The 18716-nt window shown below is 67.9% G+C and carries 16 protein-coding genes; 13 read left to right on the forward strand and 3 right to left on the reverse strand.

Features of this window, described 5'->3' with window-relative positions:
- The first annotated feature begins 49 nt into the window (after positions 1-49).
- From IB269_RS27960 to cydX, 10 genes are all read left to right on the forward strand, one after another.
- Positions 50-799, forward strand: coding sequence for an electron transfer flavoprotein subunit beta/FixA family protein (locus IB269_RS27960; protein WP_012204310.1), 750 nt, complete (start codon positions 50-52; stop codon positions 797-799).
- A 13-nt stretch (positions 800-812) separates the two neighbouring features.
- Entirely contained in the window at positions 813-1745 is a 933-nt protein-coding gene (locus IB269_RS27965) for an electron transfer flavoprotein subunit alpha/FixB family protein (RefSeq protein WP_013803459.1), read from the forward strand.
- Positions 1746-1899: 154 nt separating this feature from the next.
- Positions 1900-3042 (forward strand): ABC transporter substrate-binding protein, encoded by a 1143-nt coding sequence (locus IB269_RS27970; protein ID WP_013803458.1) that lies wholly within the window; start codon positions 1900-1902, stop codon positions 3040-3042.
- 97 nt (positions 3043-3139) lie between these two features.
- Entirely contained in the window at positions 3140-4930 is a 1791-nt protein-coding gene (locus IB269_RS27975; RefSeq protein WP_192368860.1) for an acyl-CoA dehydrogenase, read from the forward strand.
- A 60-nt stretch (positions 4931-4990) separates the two neighbouring features.
- Positions 4991-5950 (forward strand): NAD(P)H-dependent flavin oxidoreductase, encoded by a 960-nt coding sequence (locus tag IB269_RS27980; protein WP_012204314.1) that lies wholly within the window; start codon positions 4991-4993, stop codon positions 5948-5950.
- 291 nt (positions 5951-6241) lie between these two features.
- A complete protein-coding gene (gene cydD, locus IB269_RS27985) occupies positions 6242-7882 on the forward strand; it encodes a thiol reductant ABC exporter subunit CydD (protein WP_192368914.1) in 1641 nt (546 codons plus the stop codon).
- Positions 7879-9564 carry an amino acid ABC transporter ATP-binding/permease protein gene (locus IB269_RS27990; RefSeq protein WP_192368861.1) on the forward strand — a complete coding sequence of 562 codons (1686 nt, stop codon included), beginning with the start codon at positions 7879-7881 and terminating at the stop codon, positions 9562-9564. The genes cydD and IB269_RS27990 overlap by 4 nt, the downstream gene beginning before the upstream one ends.
- Positions 9565-9606: 42 nt before the next feature.
- On the forward strand, positions 9607-11193 hold the full coding sequence (locus IB269_RS27995) for a cytochrome ubiquinol oxidase subunit I (protein WP_034391473.1): 1587 nt from the start codon (positions 9607-9609) through the stop codon (positions 11191-11193).
- Positions 11194-11211: 18 nt separating this feature from the next.
- Positions 11212-12363, forward strand: coding sequence for a cytochrome d ubiquinol oxidase subunit II (gene cydB / locus IB269_RS28000; protein WP_012204318.1), 1152 nt, complete (start codon positions 11212-11214; stop codon positions 12361-12363).
- A 49-nt stretch (positions 12364-12412) separates the two neighbouring features.
- The gene (cydX, locus tag IB269_RS28005) at positions 12413-12538 is read left to right on the forward strand and encodes a cytochrome bd-I oxidase subunit CydX (protein WP_012204319.1); all 126 of its coding nucleotides are present in this window, start codon (positions 12413-12415) and stop codon (positions 12536-12538) included.
- 199 nt (positions 12539-12737) lie between these two features.
- Here the strand turns inward: cydX and IB269_RS28010 are convergent, their stop codons facing one another.
- Positions 12738-13334, reverse strand: a complete 597-nt coding sequence (locus tag IB269_RS28010; protein ID WP_012204320.1) for a GbsR/MarR family transcriptional regulator — start codon at positions 13332-13334, stop codon at positions 12738-12740.
- Between the two features lie 161 nt (positions 13335-13495).
- On the opposite strand from IB269_RS28010, the gene IB269_RS28015 reads away from it, so the two are divergent.
- Entirely contained in the window at positions 13496-14653 is a 1158-nt protein-coding gene (locus IB269_RS28015) for an acyltransferase family protein (RefSeq protein ID WP_192368862.1), read from the forward strand.
- A gap of 73 nt (positions 14654-14726) precedes the next feature.
- Here IB269_RS28015 and rnk read toward each other — a convergent pair whose 3' ends face one another.
- The gene (rnk, locus tag IB269_RS28020; protein WP_013803451.1) at positions 14727-15131 is read right to left on the reverse strand and encodes a nucleoside diphosphate kinase regulator; all 405 of its coding nucleotides are present in this window, start codon (positions 15129-15131) and stop codon (positions 14727-14729) included.
- A gap of 294 nt (positions 15132-15425) precedes the next feature.
- Between rnk and IB269_RS28025 the strand changes: the two genes are divergently transcribed.
- Complete coding sequence (locus IB269_RS28025; RefSeq protein WP_192368863.1) at positions 15426-16568, forward strand: PA0069 family radical SAM protein; 1143 nt, start codon at positions 15426-15428, stop codon at positions 16566-16568.
- A gap of 37 nt (positions 16569-16605) precedes the next feature.
- On the opposite strand, the gene IB269_RS28030 is transcribed toward IB269_RS28025, so the two are convergent.
- The gene (locus IB269_RS28030; protein WP_100566198.1) at positions 16606-17472 is read right to left on the reverse strand and encodes a LysR family transcriptional regulator; all 867 of its coding nucleotides are present in this window, start codon (positions 17470-17472) and stop codon (positions 16606-16608) included.
- A 106-nt stretch (positions 17473-17578) separates the two neighbouring features.
- On the opposite strand from IB269_RS28030, the gene IB269_RS28035 reads away from it, so the two are divergent.
- The gene (locus IB269_RS28035; RefSeq protein WP_043823859.1) at positions 17579-18703 is read left to right on the forward strand and encodes a mandelate racemase/muconate lactonizing enzyme family protein; all 1125 of its coding nucleotides are present in this window, start codon (positions 17579-17581) and stop codon (positions 18701-18703) included.
- Positions 18704-18716 lie beyond the last annotated feature (13 nt).

Raw genomic sequence — 18716 nt, forward strand, 5'->3', positions numbered from 1 at the left:
TTTCGGTTTACGTAAACGTCAATCTATCAATCAATCAGGAGCCGCTGCAATGAAGGTTTTGGTCCCGGTCAAGCGCGTGGTGGACTACAACGTGAAGGTCCGCGTGAAGTCGGACGGCACGGGCGTGGACATCGCCAACGTCAAGATGAGCATGAACCCCTTTGACGAAATCGCCGTCGAAGAAGCCGTTCGCCTCAAGGAAAAGGGCGTGGCCACCGAAGTCATCGCCGTCTCCTGCGGCGTGGCCCAGTGCCAGGAAACCCTGCGCACGGCCATGGCCATCGGTGCCGACCGCGGCATCCTGGTGGAGACCACCGAGGAGCTGCAGCCCCTGGCCGTCGCCAAGCTGCTCAAGGCGCTGGTGGACAAGGAACAACCCGGCCTGATCATCCTGGGCAAGCAGGCCATCGACGACGATGCCAACCAGACCGGCCAGATGCTGGCGGCCCTGGCCGACCTGCCGCAAGCCACCTTCGCCTCCAAGGTCGAAGTCGCTGGCGACAAAGTGAACGTGACCCGCGAAGTGGACGGCGGCCTGGAGACCCTGGCCCTGAGCCTGCCGGCCGTCATCACCACCGACCTGCGCCTGAACGAGCCGCGCTACGTCACGCTGCCCAACATCATGAAGGCCAAGAAAAAGCAGTTGGACACGGTCAAGCCTGAAGAGCTGGGCGTTGATGTGGCCCCGCGCCTGAAGACGCTCAAGGTGGCCGAGCCCGCCAAGCGCGGCGCTGGCGTGAAGGTGCCCGATGTGGCGACCCTGGTCAGCAAGCTCAAGAACGAAGCCAAAGTGATCTAAGGAAGACAGCGACATGACATCCCTCGTTATTGCAGAACACGACAACGCTTCCATCAAGAGCGCCACGCTCAACACCGTCACTGCGGCCCTGGCCTGCGGTGGCGACGTGCATGTGCTGGTGGCGGGCGAGAATGCCGGCGCCGCTGCGCAGGCCGCTGCCCAGATCGCTGGCGTGTCCAAGGTCATCCACGCCGATGGCGCCAGCCTGAAGGACGGCCTGGCCGAGAACATTGCAGCGCAAGTGCTGGCGATTGCCTCGAACTACAGCCACATCCTGTTCCCCGCCACCGCCAGCGGCAAGAACGCCGCGCCGCGCGTGGCAGCCAAGCTGGACGTGGCCCAGATCAGCGACATCACCAAGGTGGACAGCGCCGACACCTTCGAGCGCCCCATCTACGCAGGCAACGCCATTGCCACGGTGCAAAGCAGCGACAAGATCAAGGTCATCACCGTGCGCGGCACGGGCTTTGACGCAGCGGCCACCACGGGCGGCAGCGCCCAGGTGGAGCAGCTGGCCGCCGCTGGCGACAACGGCAAGAGCAGCTTCGTGGGCCGCGAGGTCACCAAGAACGACCGCCCGGAACTGACGGCCGCCAAGATCATCGTCTCCGGCGGTCGCGCGCTGGGCAGCAGCGAGAAGTTCCAGGAAGTCATCACCCCCCTGGCCGACAAGCTGGGTGCCGCCATCGGTGCTTCGCGCGCAGCGGTGGACGCAGGCTATGCGCCCAATGACCTGCAGGTCGGCCAGACCGGCAAGATCGTCGCGCCGCAGCTGTACATCGCCCTGGGCATCTCGGGCGCCATCCAGCATTTGGCCGGCATGAAGGACTCCAAGGTGATCGTGGCGATCAACAAGGACCCCGAGGCACCGATCTTCTCGGTGGCCGACTACGGCCTGGAGGCCGACCTGTTCCAGGCCGTGCCGGAACTGGTGCAGGCGCTGTAAGCGGCTGAAGCTGAAAAATGAGGGGCACAGGCCCCTCTTTTTCCGTCATGGATTCCGGGATGGTCCGCTGGTCACGGCGCGCACCACCGACTACAACAACGGACTTGGCCGCCAGCCGGTGCTGGCGATGGCATGAACCGAGAGGGAGATTGAAATGAAGATGATGCGCTTGCGCCTGGCCCGCACGGCCGTGGCCTTTGTCTGTGGCGCCATGGCGCTGGCCGCCGAGGCCAATGCCTGGGTGGTGGGGCAGGTGGCACCCATGTCGGGAGCCGGTGCGACGCAGGGCCGTGCCTATGCCCAGGGCATGCGCCTGTACTTCGACCAGATCAACAAGGCCGGCGGCGTGCAGGGCCAGCCCGTGCAACTGGTCACGGTGGACGATGTGGGCCACCCCGAGGAAACCGTGGACAAGACCCGCAAGCTGCTGGACGAGTCCAAGCCCGTGGTGCTGGCCGGCTACTTCGGCAACCGCAACATGGCGGCGCTGCTGGACAGCAAGCTGCTCGACCAGTCGCAGATCTCCCTCGTGGGCTACCAGAGCACGGACACGCGGGTGCTGAGCAATCCCCAGATCTTCAGCACGCGCGCCAACCTGCCCGAGGAAATGGCCAAGATCGCCTCGCACCTAGCCACCGTGGGCATCACGCGCCTGGCCCTGCTGCATGACGAACGCCCGGATGCCAAGGCCGTGGCGGAACTCGTGGACAAGGCGATTGCGCCTTCCAAGGCCAAGCTGGTGGTCAGCGCCTCGCTGAGCACGGGCAAGGGCGCCATGGACAAGGCCGTGTCCCAGTTGCAAAAGGCCCAGCCTTCGGCGCAGGCCGTGATGGTGGTGGCCTCCAGCCCCGTGACCTCGGCCTTTGTCGAGGCGTACCGCATGGCGGGTGGCACGGCCCAGATCTACGCGACGTCCGAAGCCGATATCGAGCAACTGGCCAAGCGCCTGCCCGTGGAGTTCATGAGCGGCCTGTCCATTGCCCAGGTCGTGCCCAGTCCCTACAAGGTGACCATGCGCCTGAACAAGGAGTTCAGGGACGCGGCCACCGCTGCAGGCAAGTCGCTGACCGTGCCGGTCAGCTACGCCATGATGGAAGGCTATGTGAACGCCCGCGTCATCGTGGAGGCCATGCGCCGCACCCAGCCGCTGACGCGCGACAAGCTGGCCGCTTCGCTGCGCGGCCTGGACGCCTTCGATCTGGGCGGCTACTGGGTTACCTATCGTCCGGGCTCGCAGGCGGGCTCGAAATTCGTGGATTTGTCCATCGTCAACGCATCGGGCCGCGTCACGCAATAACGCAGCAATGCAGTAGTGCCGTGGCGGCGTGCCCGCTGTCCCAGGTCGCCGCGCGCTGCGCGCCGGCGGTCCAGGCTCTGTTCAGGAAGGTTCAACAATGACTTACTCGGCTCCCCTCAAAGACATGCTGTTCGCCATGGAGCATCTGGCGCAGATCGACCAGGTGGCGCAGTTGCCCGGTTTCGAGGAGGCTGGCCTGGAGACGGCCCAGGCCGTGCTGGAGGAATGCGCCAAGCTGTGCGAAGGCGTGGTGGCACCGCTGAACCTGCCAGGCGACGTGGCGCCTTCCAGCCTCAAGGACGGCGTGGTCACCACCACGGCGGGCTTCAAGCAGGCCTTTCGCCAGTACGCCGAAGGCGGCTGGCAGGGCCTGCAGCATCCGCAGGATTTTGGCGGCCAGGGCCTGCCCAAGACGATTGGCGCGGCCTGTGTGGAAATGCTCAACAGCGCCAACCTGAGCTTTGCGCTGTGCCCGCTGCTGACCGACGGCGCCATCGAGGCCCTGCTGACGGCGGGCAGCGATGAGCTCAAGGCCACCTATCTCGAGAAGCTGGTGACCGGCGAGTGGACCGGCACCATGAACCTGACCGAGCCCCAGGCCGGCTCCGACCTGGCCCTGGTGCGCACCAAGGCCGATCCGCAGCCCGATGGCAGCTACAAGGTCTTCGGCACCAAGATCTTCATCACCTATGGCGAGCACGACATGGCCGAGAACATCGTCCATCTGGTGCTGGCCCGTGTGGCCGGGGCGCCCGAGGGTGTCAAGGGCATCAGCCTGTTCGTGGTGCCCAAGTTCCTGGTCAACAAGGATGGCTCGCTGGGCGCGCGCAACGATGTGCACTGCGTGAGCATCGAGCACAAGATGGGGATCAAGGCCTCGCCCACGGCCGTGCTGCAGTACGGCGACAACGGGGGGGCCATCGGCTATCTGGTTGGCGAGGAAAACCGCGGCCTCGAATACATGTTCATCATGATGAACGCGGCCCGCTACGCCGTGGGCGTGCAGGGCATTGCCGTGGCCGAGCGCGCCTACCAGCACGCCGTGGCCTATGCCCGCGAGCGCGTGCAAAGCCGCCCCGTGGACGGCAGCGTGAAGGCCAGCGCCACCATCATCCACCACCCCGATGTGCGCCGCATGCTCATGACCATGCGTGCCTACACCGAGGGCTGCCGCGCCATGGCGGCCACGGCCGCCGCGGCCTACGACGCATCTCACCACCATGCCGACGCCCAGGTGCGCGAGGCCAATGCGGCCTTCTATGAATTCATGGTGCCCCTGGTCAAGGGCTACAGCACCGAGATGAGCCTGGAAGTCACCAGCCTGGGCGTGCAGGTGCACGGCGGCATGGGCTTCATCGAGGAGACGGGCGCCGCCCAGTACTACCGCGACGCCAAGATCCTGACCATCTACGAAGGCACGACCGCCATCCAGGCCAATGACCTGGTGGGCCGCAAGACGGCGCGCGATGGCGGCCAGACCGCGCTGGCCATTGCGGGCCAGATCGAGAAGACCGAGGCCGAGCTGGCCGCCAGCGGCACGCCCGAGGCACTGGCCGTGGCCCGCCAGCTGGCCGCCGCGCGCCAGGCCTTCGTGGAGGCGGTGCACTTCGTCTCGGGTCAGGCCAAGGCCGAGCCCAATGCCGTGTACGCCGGCAGCGTTCCCTACCTGATGCTGGCGGGCAACCTCGTCGCAGGCTGGCAGATGGGCTGCGCCCTGCTGGTGGCCGAGCAGCTGTTGCACAAGGGACAGGACGAGGCCTTCATGCGCGCGAAGATTGCGACGGCGCGCTTTTATGCCGAGCACATCCTCGTCAAGGCGGCGGGCCTGCGCGATGCCATCGTGCACGGCGGCGACAGCGTGATGGCGCTGCCCATGGACGCCTTCTGACCCGGCGCTTGCGCACGGCACAACGCAGACAAAGACACCGAGAACCAACGGAGACAACGCATGTCCAAGCTTCCCCCGGCGCTGAAGAAACTGGCCCTGCCAGTGATCGGCTCGCCGCTGTTCATCATCAGCAACCCCAAGCTCGTGATCGCCCAGTGCCAGGCCGGCATCGTGGGCTCCATGCCCGCGCTCAACGCGCGCCCGGCCGAGCAGCTCGAAGACTGGCTGGCCGAGATCACCGAGACCCTGGCCGCCTGGGACAAGGCCCATCCGGACCGGCCCTCGGCGCCGTTCGCCATCAACCAGATCGTGCACAAGAGCAATGACCGGCTCGAGCACGACATGCAGATGTGCGCCAAGTACAAGGTGCCCATCGTCATCACCAGCCTGGGTGCGCGCGAGGACGTGAACCAGGCCGTGCACAGCTGGGGCGGCGTGGTGCTGCACGACATCATCAACAACAAGTTCGCGCACAAGGCCATCGAAAAGGGGGCCGACGGCCTGATCGCCGTGGCGGCGGGCGCCGGCGGCCATGCGGGTGTCAAGAGCCCGTTCGCGCTGATCCAGGAAATCCGCGAATGGTTCGACGGCCCCGTGGCGCTGTCGGGCTCCATCGCCTCGGGCGGTGCCATCCTCGCGGCCCAGGCCATGGGTGCGGACTTCGCCTATATCGGCTCGGCCTTCATTGCCACGCATGAGGCGCGTGCGCACGACGCCTACAAGCAGGCCATCGTGGACGGCACCTCCGACGACATCGTCTACAGCAACCTGTTCACGGGCGTGCACGGCAACTACCTGGCGCCGTCCATCCGTGCGGCAGGGCTGGACCCCGACAACCTGCCCGAGTCGGACCCCAGCAAGATGAACTTCGGCGGCGACGCCAAGAAGGCCTGGAAGGATATCTGGGGCTGCGGCCAGGGCATTGGCGCCATCCGCGAAGTCACGGGTGCAGGCGAGCTGGTCGAGCGTCTCAAGCGCGAATACAACCAGGCGCGCGACCGCCTGCTGTCCACCCCGTAAGGTCGGGGAGCCCAGGACGGGCTCTTCTCCTACCCTGCCAGACGGCGCCTTCGGGCGCCGTTTTCTTTGGGTATTACCCACGCTGTGCGGGACCGGTTCTCGAAGTTGTTTGCGCAAAACCCCTTGCGCACGCTTGACTGCTTCACTCGGCTTCCCCCTACGAGCGACTTGCCTGGAGCAAGTTTGTTTAGAATTCTTTGCGTAATTTCAGTAAATACTGAAATTACAGAATAAATGAACAAACCTTGTACCTCGTCATTGCCTGAGTTCCACCAGCTGGCGCGTCGTCCGATGGCGGGTACGGGGCGCCTGGTGCTGGCCTCGCTGCTGTGGCTGCCCCAGGCGGCGCTGCTGGCGCTGGCCGTGCAGTCCATGGCCGATGGCGCAGGCGTGGAGCCGCTGTGGCCACTGTGGCAGCTTGCGGCCGGCGTGGCACTGCTGGGCGGGTTGCGCGCCTGGTGCGATGCCAGCGGCACACGCCGCGCCAATCTGCAGGCGCGCAGTCTGGTGAGTGCGCTGCGCGCGCAGGTGCTGCGCACGCTGGCGGGCACCTCGCCGCTGGACCGCCAGCGCGCGGCCTCGGGCCAGGCGGCCAGCGCCATGGCCGAGCAGGCCGAGGCCATCGTGCCCTGGCTGTCGCGCTACCAGACCGCCATGTGGCGCGTGCGCACCGTGCCGCTGGTGATTGCGCTGGCCGTGGCCAGCCAGAGCTGGGTGGTGGCGCTGATCCTGGTGGTGGCCGCACCGCTGATCCCGCTGTTCATGGCCATCGTCGGCTGGCGCGCCAAGGCGGCCAGCCAGGCGCAGATGCTGGAGCTGGGCGGCATGAACGCCTTCCTGCTCGACCGCCTGCGCGGCCTGTCCACCCTGCGCGCCCTGGGCGCGGTGGATGCCACGGCGCAGCGGCTGCGCTCCAATGCCGAATCCCTGCGCGAACGCAGCATGCGCGTGCTGCGCATCGCCTTTCTGTCCTCTGCGGTGCTGGAGCTGTTCTCGGCCCTGGGCGTGGCCATGGTGGCCGTGTACGTGGGTTTTCACCTGCTGGGCCATCTGCCGTTTGGCAGCTGGGGCCAGACACTGAGCCTGGGCCAGGCGCTGTTCGTGCTGCTGCTGGCGCCCAGCTTCTTCGATCCCCTGCGTGAGCTGTCTGCCGTCTGGCACGACCGTGCCAGCGGCGAGGCCGCACTGCAGGCCCTGGGCGAGCTGGGCCGCGATGCGCAGCCGCTGCCCGGCGCATTGGCTGCGCCCGGCAGGGCGGCCGGCCAGGCCTGCGCCCTGCACCTGGAGCAGGTGCGGCCCCAGGCGCCAGGCGGCGCGGTCACGCTGCCAGCGCTCACGCTGGACGTGCGGCCTGGCGAGCATGTGGCGCTGTGGAGCCCCAGCGGCAGCGGCAAGTCGCTGCTGCTGGCGCAGATTGCCGGCCTGCTGCCGGTGGCCGAGCCTGGGCGCATCCATATCGATGGCCAGCTGCTCGACGGCGAATCGGCCGGCCGGCTGCGCGCGCGCATGGCCTGGATGGGGCAGAGCCCCCATGTGTTCGCCGGCTCGGTGGCCGAAAACCTCCGGCTGGGCCGCCCGGGATTCACCTTCGGCGAACTGCGCCAGGCCCTGCGGCTGGCCGGGCTGGGCAAGCTGGCCGAGACCCGGCCCGGCGCCACGCTGGGCGAGGGCGGAGCCGGCCTGTCGGGCGGGGAGATCGTGCGCCTGGCACTGGCGCGCCTGGCCTTGTCGCGCGATGCAGGCCTGCTGCTGGTCGATGAACCCACGGCCCACCTGGACCCGGCCACGGCCGCCCAGGTCACCGATGCCCTGCTGCAGCTGGCACGCGGGCGCACGCTGATCGTCGCCACCCACGATGCCGAACTGGCCGCCGCCATGCACCGCGTGGTGGAGCTGGCGGGCCATGCCGCCCCGCAGGAGCTGGCCGCATGAAGCCCCGCTCCACCCTCCGACCCGTGCTTGCCGCCCTGGCGCGCATGGCGCCCCGGCGCCTGTGGCTGGGCGGCGCGCTGCTGGCCCTGCTCACGGTGCTTATGGGCATGGCGCTGCTGGGCCTGTCGGGCTGGTTCATCACGGCCACGGCGCTGGCCGGGCTGCTGCCGGCCACGGCCATCGTCTTCGATGTGTTCATGCCTTCTGCCGGCATCCGCCTGCTGGCCCTGGGCCGCACGGGCACGCGCTATGCTGAACGGCTGGTCACCCATGACGCCACCCTGGCCGTGCTGGCCGCCCTGCGCGAGCGGCTGCTGCGCAGCTGGGCCACGCCCGCCGCCGCCCTGAGCCTGCGCCTGCGGCCCGCACGCCTGCTGCAGCGGCTGACGGCCGACGTGGATGCGCTGGACAGCCTGTACCTGCGCCTGTTCGTGCCCTTGCTGGCCGCCACGGGTGCCACGCTGGTCGCCGCCCTGGCACTGGGCCTGATGCGCTGGTGGCTGGGCATGGCCTTGGCTGCGTGGCTGCTGGCCACCGGCCTGGGCAGCGCCCTGTGGCTGGCGCGCAGTGCGCGCCGGCCCGCCGTGCGCCGCGCGCTGGCGCTGGAGTCCCTGCGGGCCCGCACGGCCGACCTGGTAGCCGGGCAGGCAGAGCTGGCCATGGCCGGCACCCTGGCCGCGCATTGCGAACGCATTGCCGCCCTGGACGCCCGCGTGGCCGAGGCCGACGCCGAGCTCCACGGCCTGGAGGCCCGAACCTCCTTCGTGCAGGGCCTGTGCGGCGCCCTGGCCCTGGCCGGTGTGCTGCTGGGCGTAGGCTGGCTGGCCGAGGCCGGCCTGCTGGGTGCCCCCGTGGCCGCGCTGGCCCTGCTGCTGGCGCTGACGGCCATGGAGCCCTTTGCGGCATTGCGCCGTGGCGCGCTGGAGGCCGGCCGCAGCTGGCTGGCCGCGCGCCGGCTGGCGCCCGCCCTGCGTGATGGCGCTGCGCAAGGCGCCTGCGAACCGGCTGCGCCCAGGCAGGGCTTGGCGGTTGAGCTGGAGCAGGTCGTGGCACCCCGTGCCGCCGTGCTGGCCCAGGACATCCGTATCGCCGAAGGCGAGCGTGTCGCCCTGCTGGGCGCCAGCGGCGCGGGCAAGACCACGCTGCTGTCCCTGATGGCCGGCGAGCTCCAGCCGCTGGCCGGCGCCGTGCGTGCCCGGCGCTGCACCTGGATGACGCAGCGCACCGAACTGTTCGAGGACAGCCTGCGCGACAACCTTTTGCTGGCCTGCCCCGAGGCCGCCGAGGACACGCTGTGGGCGGCGCTGGAAGTCGCCGGGCTGGCCGGCGATGTGCGCGCCATGGCGCAGGGCCTGGACACGCGGCTGGGCGAGGGCGGGCTGGGCCTGTCCGGCGGCCAGGCACGGCGCCTGGCGCTGGCGCGGCTGCTGTTGAGCCCCGCGCGCTGCTGGCTGCTGGACGAAGTGACCGAAGGCCTGGATGCACGCACGGCCGCCGACCTGCTGGTGCGGCTGGACAGTGCAGCCCGGGGCCGCACCCTGGTGCTGGCCACCCACAAGCTGCGGGAGGCGCAACTGGCCGACCGGCTGCTGTGGGTGGAGCAGGGCCGCGTGGTGTCCGAGGCGCTGCGCGGCACACCGCCGTTCGAGGCGGCCCTGGCGCGCCTGCGGCAGGACGGCTGATCAAGGATTTCACCAAGTACCCCCGAGAGAAAGGATCTCACCATGGACCTCGACATCGTCGATCTATCGCGGCTGCAGTTCGCGGTAACGGCGCTCTACCACTTCCTGTTCGTGCCGCTGACCATCGGCCTGGCCGTGATCATCGCCATCATGGAGACCGTCTACGTGATGACGGGCCGCACCATCTGGCGCGACATGACGAAGTTCTGGGGCACGTTGTTCGGCATCAACTTCGCCATGGGCGTGGCCACAGGCATCGTGATGGAGTTCCAGTTCGGCATGAACTGGAGCTACTACAGCCACTACGTGGGCGACATCTTCGGCGCGCCGCTGGCCATCGAGGGGCTGATGGCCTTCTTCCTGGAAGCCACCTTCGTGGGCCTGTTCTTCTTCGGCTGGGACCGCCTGAGCAAGGTCGGTCACCTGGTGACCACCTGGTGCGTGGCCCTGGGCTCGAACTTCTCGGCGCTATGGATCCTGATCGCCAACGGCTGGATGCAAAACCCCGTGGGCGCGGCGTTCAACCCGCAGACCATGCGCATGGAGGTCACCGACTTCTTCGCGGTGCTGACCAACCCCGTGGCCCAGGCCAAGTTCGTGCACACGGTCTCGGCCGGCTACGTGACGGCGGCCATCTTCGTGCTGGGCGTCTCGGCCTGGTATCTGCTCAAGGGCCGGCACATCCAGCTGGCGCGCCGCTCCATGACGGTGGCCACCTCGTTCGGCCTGGCCGCCGCGCTGTCGGTGGTGGTGCTGGGCGATGAAAGCGGCTACCTGTCGTCGGAGCACCAGAAGATGAAGCTGGCCGCCATCGAGGCCATGTGGGACACCGAACCCGCACCAGCCGCCTTCACGGCCTTCGGCTTCCCTGACAAGGCCGCACGCGAGACGCACTACGCCGTGCACATTCCCTGGGTCATGGGCCTGATCGGCACGCGCTCGCTGACCACCGAGATCCCCGGCATCAACGACCTGGTCCAGCGCACCGAGCAGTACATTCGCAACGGCATCGAGGCCTATGGCGCGCTGGAGGCCATCCGCGCCGCCGGCCCCACGGGCCAGGTGCCGGCCGAGGCCAAGGCCGTCTTCGAGGACAAGGGCGGGCAACTGGGCTACGCGCTGCTGCTCAAGCGCTACGTGGACGACCCGCGCCAGGCCACGGACGCGCAGATCGCCCAGGCCGCCTGGGACACCGTGCCGGCCGTGGGGCCGCTGTTCTGGGCCTTCCGCATCATGGTGGGGCTGGGCATGTTCTTCATCGCGCTCACGGCCGCCTTCTTCTGGCTGTCGGTGCGGCGCAGGCTGGACGCCCATCCGTGGATGCTCAAGCTGGCCGTGATCGCCATTCCCCTGCCCTGGATCGCGGCCGAGTGCGGCTGGATCGTGGCCGAGGTGGGCCGCCAGCCCTGGATCATCGAAGGCGTGCTGCCCACGGCGCTGGCCGTCTCCAACCTGGGCGCGGGCACGCTGCTGCTGACGATTGCAGGCTTCATCGCCATCTACTCCGTGCTCTTCGTCATCGAGATGAAGCTCATGGTGAAGGCCATCCGCAAGGGACCTCAGGAGGAAAGCGCGCCGCACCTGACCACCTACTTCCCTCTGATGCAAAAACTCGCCCGCGGGCAATGACCAAGGGAGATTGTCACCATGATTCTTCACGAACTGATCAGCTACGACATCCTGCGCCTGCTGTGGTGGGGCCTGCTGGGCGTGCTGCTCATCGCCTTTGCCGTCACCGATGGCTTTGACCTGGGCGCTGCCGCGCTGCTGCCGCTGGCGGCCAGGACCGACGTGGAGCGCCGCGTCGTCATCAACTCGCTGGGCCCGGTCTGGGAAGGCAACCAGGTCTGGCTCATCCTGGGCGGCGGTGCCATCTTTGCGGCCTGGCCGCAGCTGTACGCGGTCTCGTTCTCGGGCTTTTACCTGGCCATGTTCGCGGCCCTGGTGGCGCTGATCCTGCGGCCCGTGGCCTTCAAGTTCCGCAGCAAGCGCGAGGAGCCGGCCTGGCGCGCGCGCTGGGATGCCGTGCTGTGCATGGCCGGCGTGGTGCCCGCGCTGATCTTCGGCGTGGCACTGGGCAATGTGCTGCAGGGCGTGCCCTTCCGCCTGGCGCCCGACATGCGCATCTACTACGAGGGCACGTTCTTCGGCCTGCTCAACCCGTTCGCGCTGCTGGCCGGCCTGGTCTCGCTGTGCATGCTGCTCATGCATGGTGCGTCCTGGCTGGTGTTCAAGACCGAAGGCGATGTGGCCGCGCGCGCGCGCCGCTTCGGCATGGTGGCGGCCGTCGCCACCACGGTGCTGTTCGCGGCTGCCGGCGTGTGGCTGGCCGCGCTCAATGGCTACCGCATCACCAGCGAGATCAACACCACCGGACCGTCCAACCCGCTGTTCAAGACGGCTGCGCTGCAGGCGGGCGCCTGGTTCGCCAACTACCAGGCCAGGCCCGTGCTCTGGGCCGTGCCGGCCATCGGCCTGCTGATGCCGCTGCTGGCGGCGCTGGGCCTGTGGCTGCGCCGCGAGTGGCTGGCCCTGCTGTCCAGCGGCCTGGGCATTGCGGGCATCATCGCCAGCGTGGGGGCGTCCATGTTCCCGTTCATCCTGCCCTCGTCGCTGAACCCGCAGCACAGCCTCACGGTCTGGGACTCTTCGTCCAGCCATGTGACGCTGTTCATCATGCTGGTGTGCGCGCTGATCTTCGTGCCCCTCATCGTGGCCTACACCAGCTGGGTCTACAGCGTGCTGCGCGGCAAGGTCGACCCGATGGCCATCATCGAGGGCCGCGGCCACTCGTACTGATCCACCGAATCAAGCAACGACATTCAACGTCAAGAAAGGACACAACACCATGTGGTACTTCGCCTGGTTGCTCGGCCTGCCGCTGGCGGCCGCCTTCGCGGTGCTCAACGCGATGTGGTACGAACTGATGGACGACGAGGCCACGCGCCGCGAACTCCTGGCCCGGGAGAAATAAAGCTCCCCCTGAGGCGCTTCGCGCCTTCCCCCTCTCTCTTCGGGAGGGGGACGACACCCTCGCTGCGGGGGCGGCCCTTGCTCGGTGTCCCTCGCTTTGGGCTACGCCAGTTTTTGCACGCGCTTACCGCCAATGAAGCATTGCTGTAAACACAATGAGCTCCCTCGGGAGCTCATTTTTGTACGCAGGCTTGCCAGGTTCAATCGTCGGTGTCGTCCGCCTTGGCGCGGCCCTTGCCGCCCGTGATGCGGTCCTTCAGATCCAGCAGCCGCGTCACGGCCGTGCCCATGCCCATGAGCTGCATGGCGGTCTCGGGCGACAGGCGCTGCACGTCGTCGAACCAGTTCATGAGCCGGTCGATCAGCTCGTACATGTCGCGCATGCGCTGCTGGGCGTAGCGTTCCTCTTCGGTGGTGACTTCCTCCAGCATGGCGGCGCGCAGCATGGACTGGGTGGGCTCGATCTCGCGGCGGCGGCGTTCCTCGGCAAGGCGGCGGAAGATTTCCCAGACATCCTGCGGCGCCTCGAAATACTCGCGCCGGTCGCCGGGCTGGTGGCGCAATTGCACCAGGCGCCAGGCCTGCAATTCCTTGAGCCCCATGCTCACGTTGGAGCGCGAGAACTCCAGCGTCTCGGCGATCTGGTCGGCATTGAGCGGCTCGGGCGAAAGAAACAGCAGTGCGTAGATCTGGCCTACCGTGCGGTTGATGCCCCAGCGGCTGCCCATCTCGCCGAAGTGCGAGACGAACTGCCGGTTCAACGCCGGAAGAGGTTTGGATTGCGTCATGGCATGCATTGTGCCTGCGCGTGCGCGGCACGCTCCGGGCGGCTTGGGAAGCGATGTGTCAGCTTTCTGCAAGTCGCGTCCAAAAGGCGCACAATGGCGCCTTTGCGGGCTTGCGGCCAGGCGGCCCGGGCCCTGCGCCTTCCCGCCCCGTACCGACTACAGATTGCCCCATGTCTCACGCTAGCCGCAGTGCGCTGATCGACTGCACCAAGGGCCTGGCCTGTGCCGCCATCATCTGGCACCACCTGGCCTTCTACGGCCCCATGTCCGATATCGCCCATCCGGCCGCGCCGGACCTCATCGACTGGCTCTATGAATATGCGCGCATGGCCGTGCAGATCTTCCTGGTGCTGGGCGGCTACCTGGCTGCAGCCAGCATGGCGCCGCAAGGCCACGGCCAGCACAGCGATCCGTGGTCGCGCATCGGGCGCCGCTTCGTGCGCCTGGTCGTGCCCTATGCGGTGGCCCTGGTCGTGGCCATCGTGGTCTCGGCGGCCGTGCGGCCCTGGTTCGACCATGCCTCGGTCTCCGGCGAGCCCGATCTCTGGCAACTGGTGGCGCATGCGCTGCTGCTGCAGAACATCGTGGGCGAGGAGTCGCTGTCTGCCGGCGTCTGGTATGTGTCCATCGACTTTCAGCTGTTTGCGCTGACGGCGCTGCTGCTGGCCGGCACGCGCTGGGGCGCTGCCTTGCTGCGCCGCCGCTTTGGCGGCGACGCCCTGTCACGCTGCTGGCCCTGGGCGCTGAGCGTGGCGCAGGCGCTGGTGGTGATCGGCGTGACCGCTTCGCTGCTGGGCTTCAATCTGGATGCGCAATGGGACGTGTGGGCGCCGTACTTCTTTGGCGCCTACGGCCTGGGCATGCTGGCCTACTGGGCCGCGCATGCGGACAAGTCCTCGACGGCCTGGAGCTGGTCCCTGCTGATCGTGGCCCTGGTCGTGGCGGCACTGGCACTGGAGTGGCGCGACCGCATCGCGCTGGCCGGTGCCACGGCGCTGGCCCTGGTCGTGGCCATGCGCAGCCCCGCGTTTGCGCAGGCACAAGGCTGGGCGCCGCTGCGTCGGCTGGGCAAGATTTCGTACTCGGTGTTTCTCGTGCACTTCTCGGTCTGCCTGCTGGTCAATGCCGTGGAAAGCCATTTCTGGCCACATTCCATTCCCGCCGCCCTGCTGGGCATGTGCACGGCCTTCGTGCTGTCGATTGCGGCCGGCCATCTGCTGTACGAGCGCGTGGAGCGCCACGTTCCCAGCTGGCACATGGCGCTGCGCTGGCAGGCGGGCCTGGTGGGCACCGGCCTGATCGCGGCGTTTCTGGCAGGCCTGCGCTGAGGCGCCGTGCGTCAGTCCACAAACAACAAAGGCAGCCGGTTGGCTGCCTTTTTCGCTTCACGCCGGTCGGCGTTCAACGGTGCAGCTCGCCTGCGCTTTCCGGCTGGAACTCGATGGCATCCACGCGCACGGTGACCTGGCCCGAGGGACCGGCCATGCGCGACTGGTCGCCCACGCTCAGGCCCAGCAGGGCAATGCCCACGGGCGCGAAGACCGACACCTTGTCGGAGCTGCCGTCCATCTCCTTGGGATAGACCAGGGTCAGCGTATTGGACTTGCCCGACTCCAGCAGCGTGAAGCGCACGGTGGAGTTCATGGTCACCACATTGGGCGGCATTTCCTTGGGTTCGAGCACGTCGGCGCGGTCCAGCTCGGCCTCGAGCGCGTCGCGGCCGGGGAAGGCGGGTTGCTTGTCCAGCAGGGCCTCGATGCGCTCCAGGTCCAGGGACGAAAGAATGATGTGGGGCTTGCGCTCCATGGTGTTGGCTCCCTTGTGTGCTTGCGCCGTGGCTGCAGTGAAGGGCAGCGGCGCCCAAACGGACAAAAGCCCGGGCAACGCGGTTGTCCGGGCCAAGGCATCTTCAGAAAAGAGAAAAGCACCAAGTTGGTGCGATAGGCCCATTGTGCAGGCCCGTGTGGGTTCTGCCAAGCGAACCCGCACGGTGCGGTGCGGATTGGCGTGGGCACTTGCCAAGCCGGCAAAACCCACTTCGCAACTGCAGGCATGCGGGGAGTGCTTGTTGGTATGGCTGTATTTTTATACAGTTTCCCCATGCTGCCCAGTCCTCCCACGCCTCATCACGACACGGCCAGGGTGCCCCTGCACGCCATCAAGGGCCGGGGCGCAGCCAGCCAACTGGCCCACCGCTTCACCTCCGACCCGCGCGAGGCCTTCGATGACGGCTGGGGCAGCCATGAGGCGCCTGCCGAAGACGAAGAGGCCGCTCCGCTGCGCACCGAACTGCGCTGGGAGCAGGCCCGCTCGGCGCTGAGCCGCCACCAGTCGCCCGACCTGCCGTTTCACATGGGGCTCAATCCCTACCGGGGCTGCGAGCATGGCTGCATCTATTGCTATGCCCGGCCCACGCACAGCTACCTGGGCTGGTCGCCGGGGCTGGACTTCGAGACCCGGCTCATCGCCAAGCAGAACCTGCCCGAGCTGCTGCGCGCCGAGCTGTCGCGCGCCAGCCATGTGGCCGCGCCCGTGATGCTGGGCTCGGTCACCGACTGCTACCAGCCCGTGGAGCGCGAGTTGGGGCTGACGCGCCGCCTGATCGAAGTGCTGGCCGAGGCGCGCCACCCGTTTTCCATCGTCACCAAGGGCAGCGGGGTGGAGCGTGACCTGGACCTGCTGGCCCCGCTGGCGCGCCAGAGCCTGGCCTCGGTGCACATCACGCTGACCACGCTGGATGCCGACCTGGCACGCCACCTGGAGCCGCGCGCCGCCGCGCCGCACCGCCGGCTGCGCAGCATCCGCGCGCTGACCGAGGCGGGCGTGCCCGTGGGCGTGAGCCTGGCACCGCAGATTCCCTTCATCAACGAAGACCTGGAGAAGGTGCTGGAGGCGGCCGCCGACGCAGGTGCGCGCCACGCCTTCTATGCCGTGCTGCGCCTGCCCTGGGAAGTGGCGCCGCTGTTCGAGCAATGGCTGCAGGTGCACTACCCCGACCGCGCCCGCCGCGTGATGGAGCGCGTGCGCGACCTGCACGGCATCCAGGGCGAGCAGCGCGAGGCCGGCCGCGTGTACAACGCCGAGTTCGGCCAGCGCATGAAGGGCACGGGCCACTGGGCCGAGCTGCTGCGCCAGCGCTTTGCCCTGGCCTGCCGTCGGCATGGATTCAACCGCGAGCCGCTGCGGCTCGATTGCAGCCTCTACCACCCGTCGCTTTTGCTGCCGCAACGCAGCCTGTTCTGAGAGCCTGCGTGCCAGGCACAGGTCAGGGCATGGTCCGCTAGCGGGAATCGATCAGCTCGGACAAGGCGGCTGCCAGTGGGGAGCGCACCGAAGAGCGCAGCCACACCATGCCCACTTCGCGGGACGGGCTCGGAGGGGGCAGCGGCCATCGGCGCGTTCTGGCATCCGGCGGTCCCAGCACGGGCCAGTCCGGCAGGATGGAGACACCAAATCCTTCCGCAACCAGCTGTGCGATCTGCTCGATGCCGTCCAGCTCGAAGCGAACTTTCGGCTTGATGCCGTGGCCCCGCAGGTATTCATCCGCCATTTTTCCTGCCACCACCTTGCGGTCGTACTGGATGAAGGGCTCGCGTGCGGCCGTGAGCAGCGGATCGCGCACCTTCATGTCTCGGGGCGCGAGAAGAATCAGCGCCTCGCTGCGCATCAGCCGCCACTCGCAGGTCTTGGGCATGGCGAAGGCCGGGTGCACAAGGATGGCCGCATCCAGATGGCCGGCCTGCACCTGGTCCAGCAGCAGTGAGGAAGTGCCGGGTTCGATGTAGACGCGCACGGCCGGATGGGCGCTCATCCACCGGCGCAGCAGCGGGGGCACCAGGCCCATCAGCGCCGTGGGCGTTGCCCCCAGCCTCAATGGGCCTGCGGGAAGCTCGGTGGCCGATGCGGCCGACCTCAGGTTCTCCACGGATTTGAGCACCTCCCGCGCATGCTCCACGATCCGGGCGCCCACGACGGTGGGCCGCACCGTCCGGCCCACCCGCGTGAGCAGTGCGCAGCCCACGTCGGCCTCCAGCGCACGCATCTGCTGGGCCACGGTGGTGGGCGGCAGGTCCAGCCTGCGCGCGGCGTCGGCCATCGAGCCGCAGTCCACGACGGCAATGAAGCTCTGGAGAAAGCGCGAATCCATGCGACGCATTTTGCGTCATCTGAACCATGGGACACCATCTTTGTTGCAGATCTCCTGAAGCGCAAAGTTCGCTCGTTCCCGCTTCCAAACCATGTCAGGAGAGCTCATGCCCCTCATCGAATCCATTGAAGTCTGCGTTGCCCGCGTACCGCTGGACAAGGTCACCTATCTGTCGAACCGCACCGTGGTCGACCGCCACTACGGACTGGTCAAGGTCCGCAGCAGCGACGGCGTCGAAGGCATCGGCTTTTGCTATGTCGGCAATGCGGCGGGCGAGCTGTTCCGTGTCGCGGTCGAGCAGCTGCTCGGTCCTGTGCTGCTGGGCCGCGAGTCCCTGGCCGTCGAAGGGCTGTGGAAGGAGATGTACCAGGAGGCGCTGCTGCAAGGCCGCATGGGCACCGTGATGCGCGCACTCAGCGCTCTCGACATTGCGCTGTGGGACCTCAATGCCCGCACCGCCCAGTTGCCTTTGCACAAGTACCTGGGCGCGGTGGAGCTGGACACGGTGCCGGCCTATGCCAGCGGCGGCTACTACGTGGACGGCAAGACCGCCGGCCATGTCGGCGAGGAGATGGCCGGCTATGTCGAGCTGGGTTTCAAGGCGGTCAAGATGAAGACCGGCCGCTGGTCGCCCCAGGGCGAGGAGTCGCGCGTGAAGGCGGCGCGCGAAGCCATCGGCCCGGACGTGGAGCTCATGCTGGACTGCAACAACGGCTGGGTGGACACCGTGCAGGCCATGCAGTACCTGCGCCGCATGGAGGCGTACGACCCCTATTTCATCGAGGAGCCGTTCAGCCCCGACGATGTCGAAAGCCACGCCCGCCTGGCAAAGCTCACCCGCATTCCCGTGGCCACCGCGGAAATCGGCTATGGCCGCTGGTACCACAAGCATCTGCTCGACATGGGCGCCGCATCCATCCTGCAGACCGACGCCGCAGTCTGCGGGGGCATTACCGAGTGGAAGCGCATTGCCGCCATGGCGGCGGGCTATGGGCTGCAGATGTGTCCGCACTGGTTCCACGATGTGCACGCGCCGCTGGTGGCCGCGACCCCCAATGCGCGCTATGTCGAGTTCTTCTGGGATGACCAGGTGCTGAACTTCCGCCGCCTGCTGGACCGCCAGCTGGCGCAGGAAAAGGGCCGTGTCGTGCTGCACCAGACGCCGGGGCTCGGCTTCAATTTCGACGAGGCGCAGGTGTCCCGGTTCGGCCGCTGGACCTCGGTGGCGTAAGACCGCCGCCAGC

Origin of the sequence: Delftia sp. DLF01 (assembly GCF_014852125.1) — a bacterium.
GTDB classification, from domain to species: domain Bacteria; phylum Pseudomonadota; class Gammaproteobacteria; order Burkholderiales; family Burkholderiaceae_C; genus Comamonas; species Comamonas acidovorans.

Coding starts and splice junctions, on each gene's coding strand:
- IB269_RS27960 (WP_012204310.1), top strand. CDS start 50: ATGAAGGTTTTGGTCCCGGTCAAGCGCGTGGTGGACTACAACGTGAAG.
- IB269_RS27965 (WP_013803459.1), top strand. CDS start 813: ATGACATCCCTCGTTATTGCAGAACACGACAACGCTTCCATCAAGAGC.
- IB269_RS27970 (WP_013803458.1), top strand. CDS start 1,900: ATGAAGATGATGCGCTTGCGCCTGGCCCGCACGGCCGTGGCCTTTGTC.
- IB269_RS27975 (WP_192368860.1), top strand. CDS start 3,140: ATGACTTACTCGGCTCCCCTCAAAGACATGCTGTTCGCCATGGAGCAT.
- IB269_RS27980 (WP_012204314.1), top strand. CDS start 4,991: ATGTCCAAGCTTCCCCCGGCGCTGAAGAAACTGGCCCTGCCAGTGATC.
- cydD (WP_192368914.1), top strand. CDS start 6,242: ATGGCGGGTACGGGGCGCCTGGTGCTGGCCTCGCTGCTGTGGCTGCCC.
- IB269_RS27990 (WP_192368861.1), top strand. CDS start 7,879: ATGAAGCCCCGCTCCACCCTCCGACCCGTGCTTGCCGCCCTGGCGCGC.
- IB269_RS27995 (WP_034391473.1), top strand. CDS start 9,607: ATGGACCTCGACATCGTCGATCTATCGCGGCTGCAGTTCGCGGTAACG.
- cydB (WP_012204318.1), top strand. CDS start 11,212: ATGATTCTTCACGAACTGATCAGCTACGACATCCTGCGCCTGCTGTGG.
- cydX (WP_012204319.1), top strand. CDS start 12,413: ATGTGGTACTTCGCCTGGTTGCTCGGCCTGCCGCTGGCGGCCGCCTTC.
- IB269_RS28010 (WP_012204320.1), bottom strand. CDS start 13,334: ATGCATGCCATGACGCAATCCAAACCTCTTCCGGCGTTGAACCGGCAG.
- IB269_RS28015 (WP_192368862.1), top strand. CDS start 13,496: ATGTCTCACGCTAGCCGCAGTGCGCTGATCGACTGCACCAAGGGCCTG.
- rnk (WP_013803451.1), bottom strand. CDS start 15,131: ATGGAGCGCAAGCCCCACATCATTCTTTCGTCCCTGGACCTGGAGCGC.
- IB269_RS28025 (WP_192368863.1), top strand. CDS start 15,426: ATGCTGCCCAGTCCTCCCACGCCTCATCACGACACGGCCAGGGTGCCC.
- IB269_RS28030 (WP_100566198.1), bottom strand. CDS start 17,472: ATGGATTCGCGCTTTCTCCAGAGCTTCATTGCCGTCGTGGACTGCGGC.
- IB269_RS28035 (WP_043823859.1), top strand. CDS start 17,579: ATGCCCCTCATCGAATCCATTGAAGTCTGCGTTGCCCGCGTACCGCTG.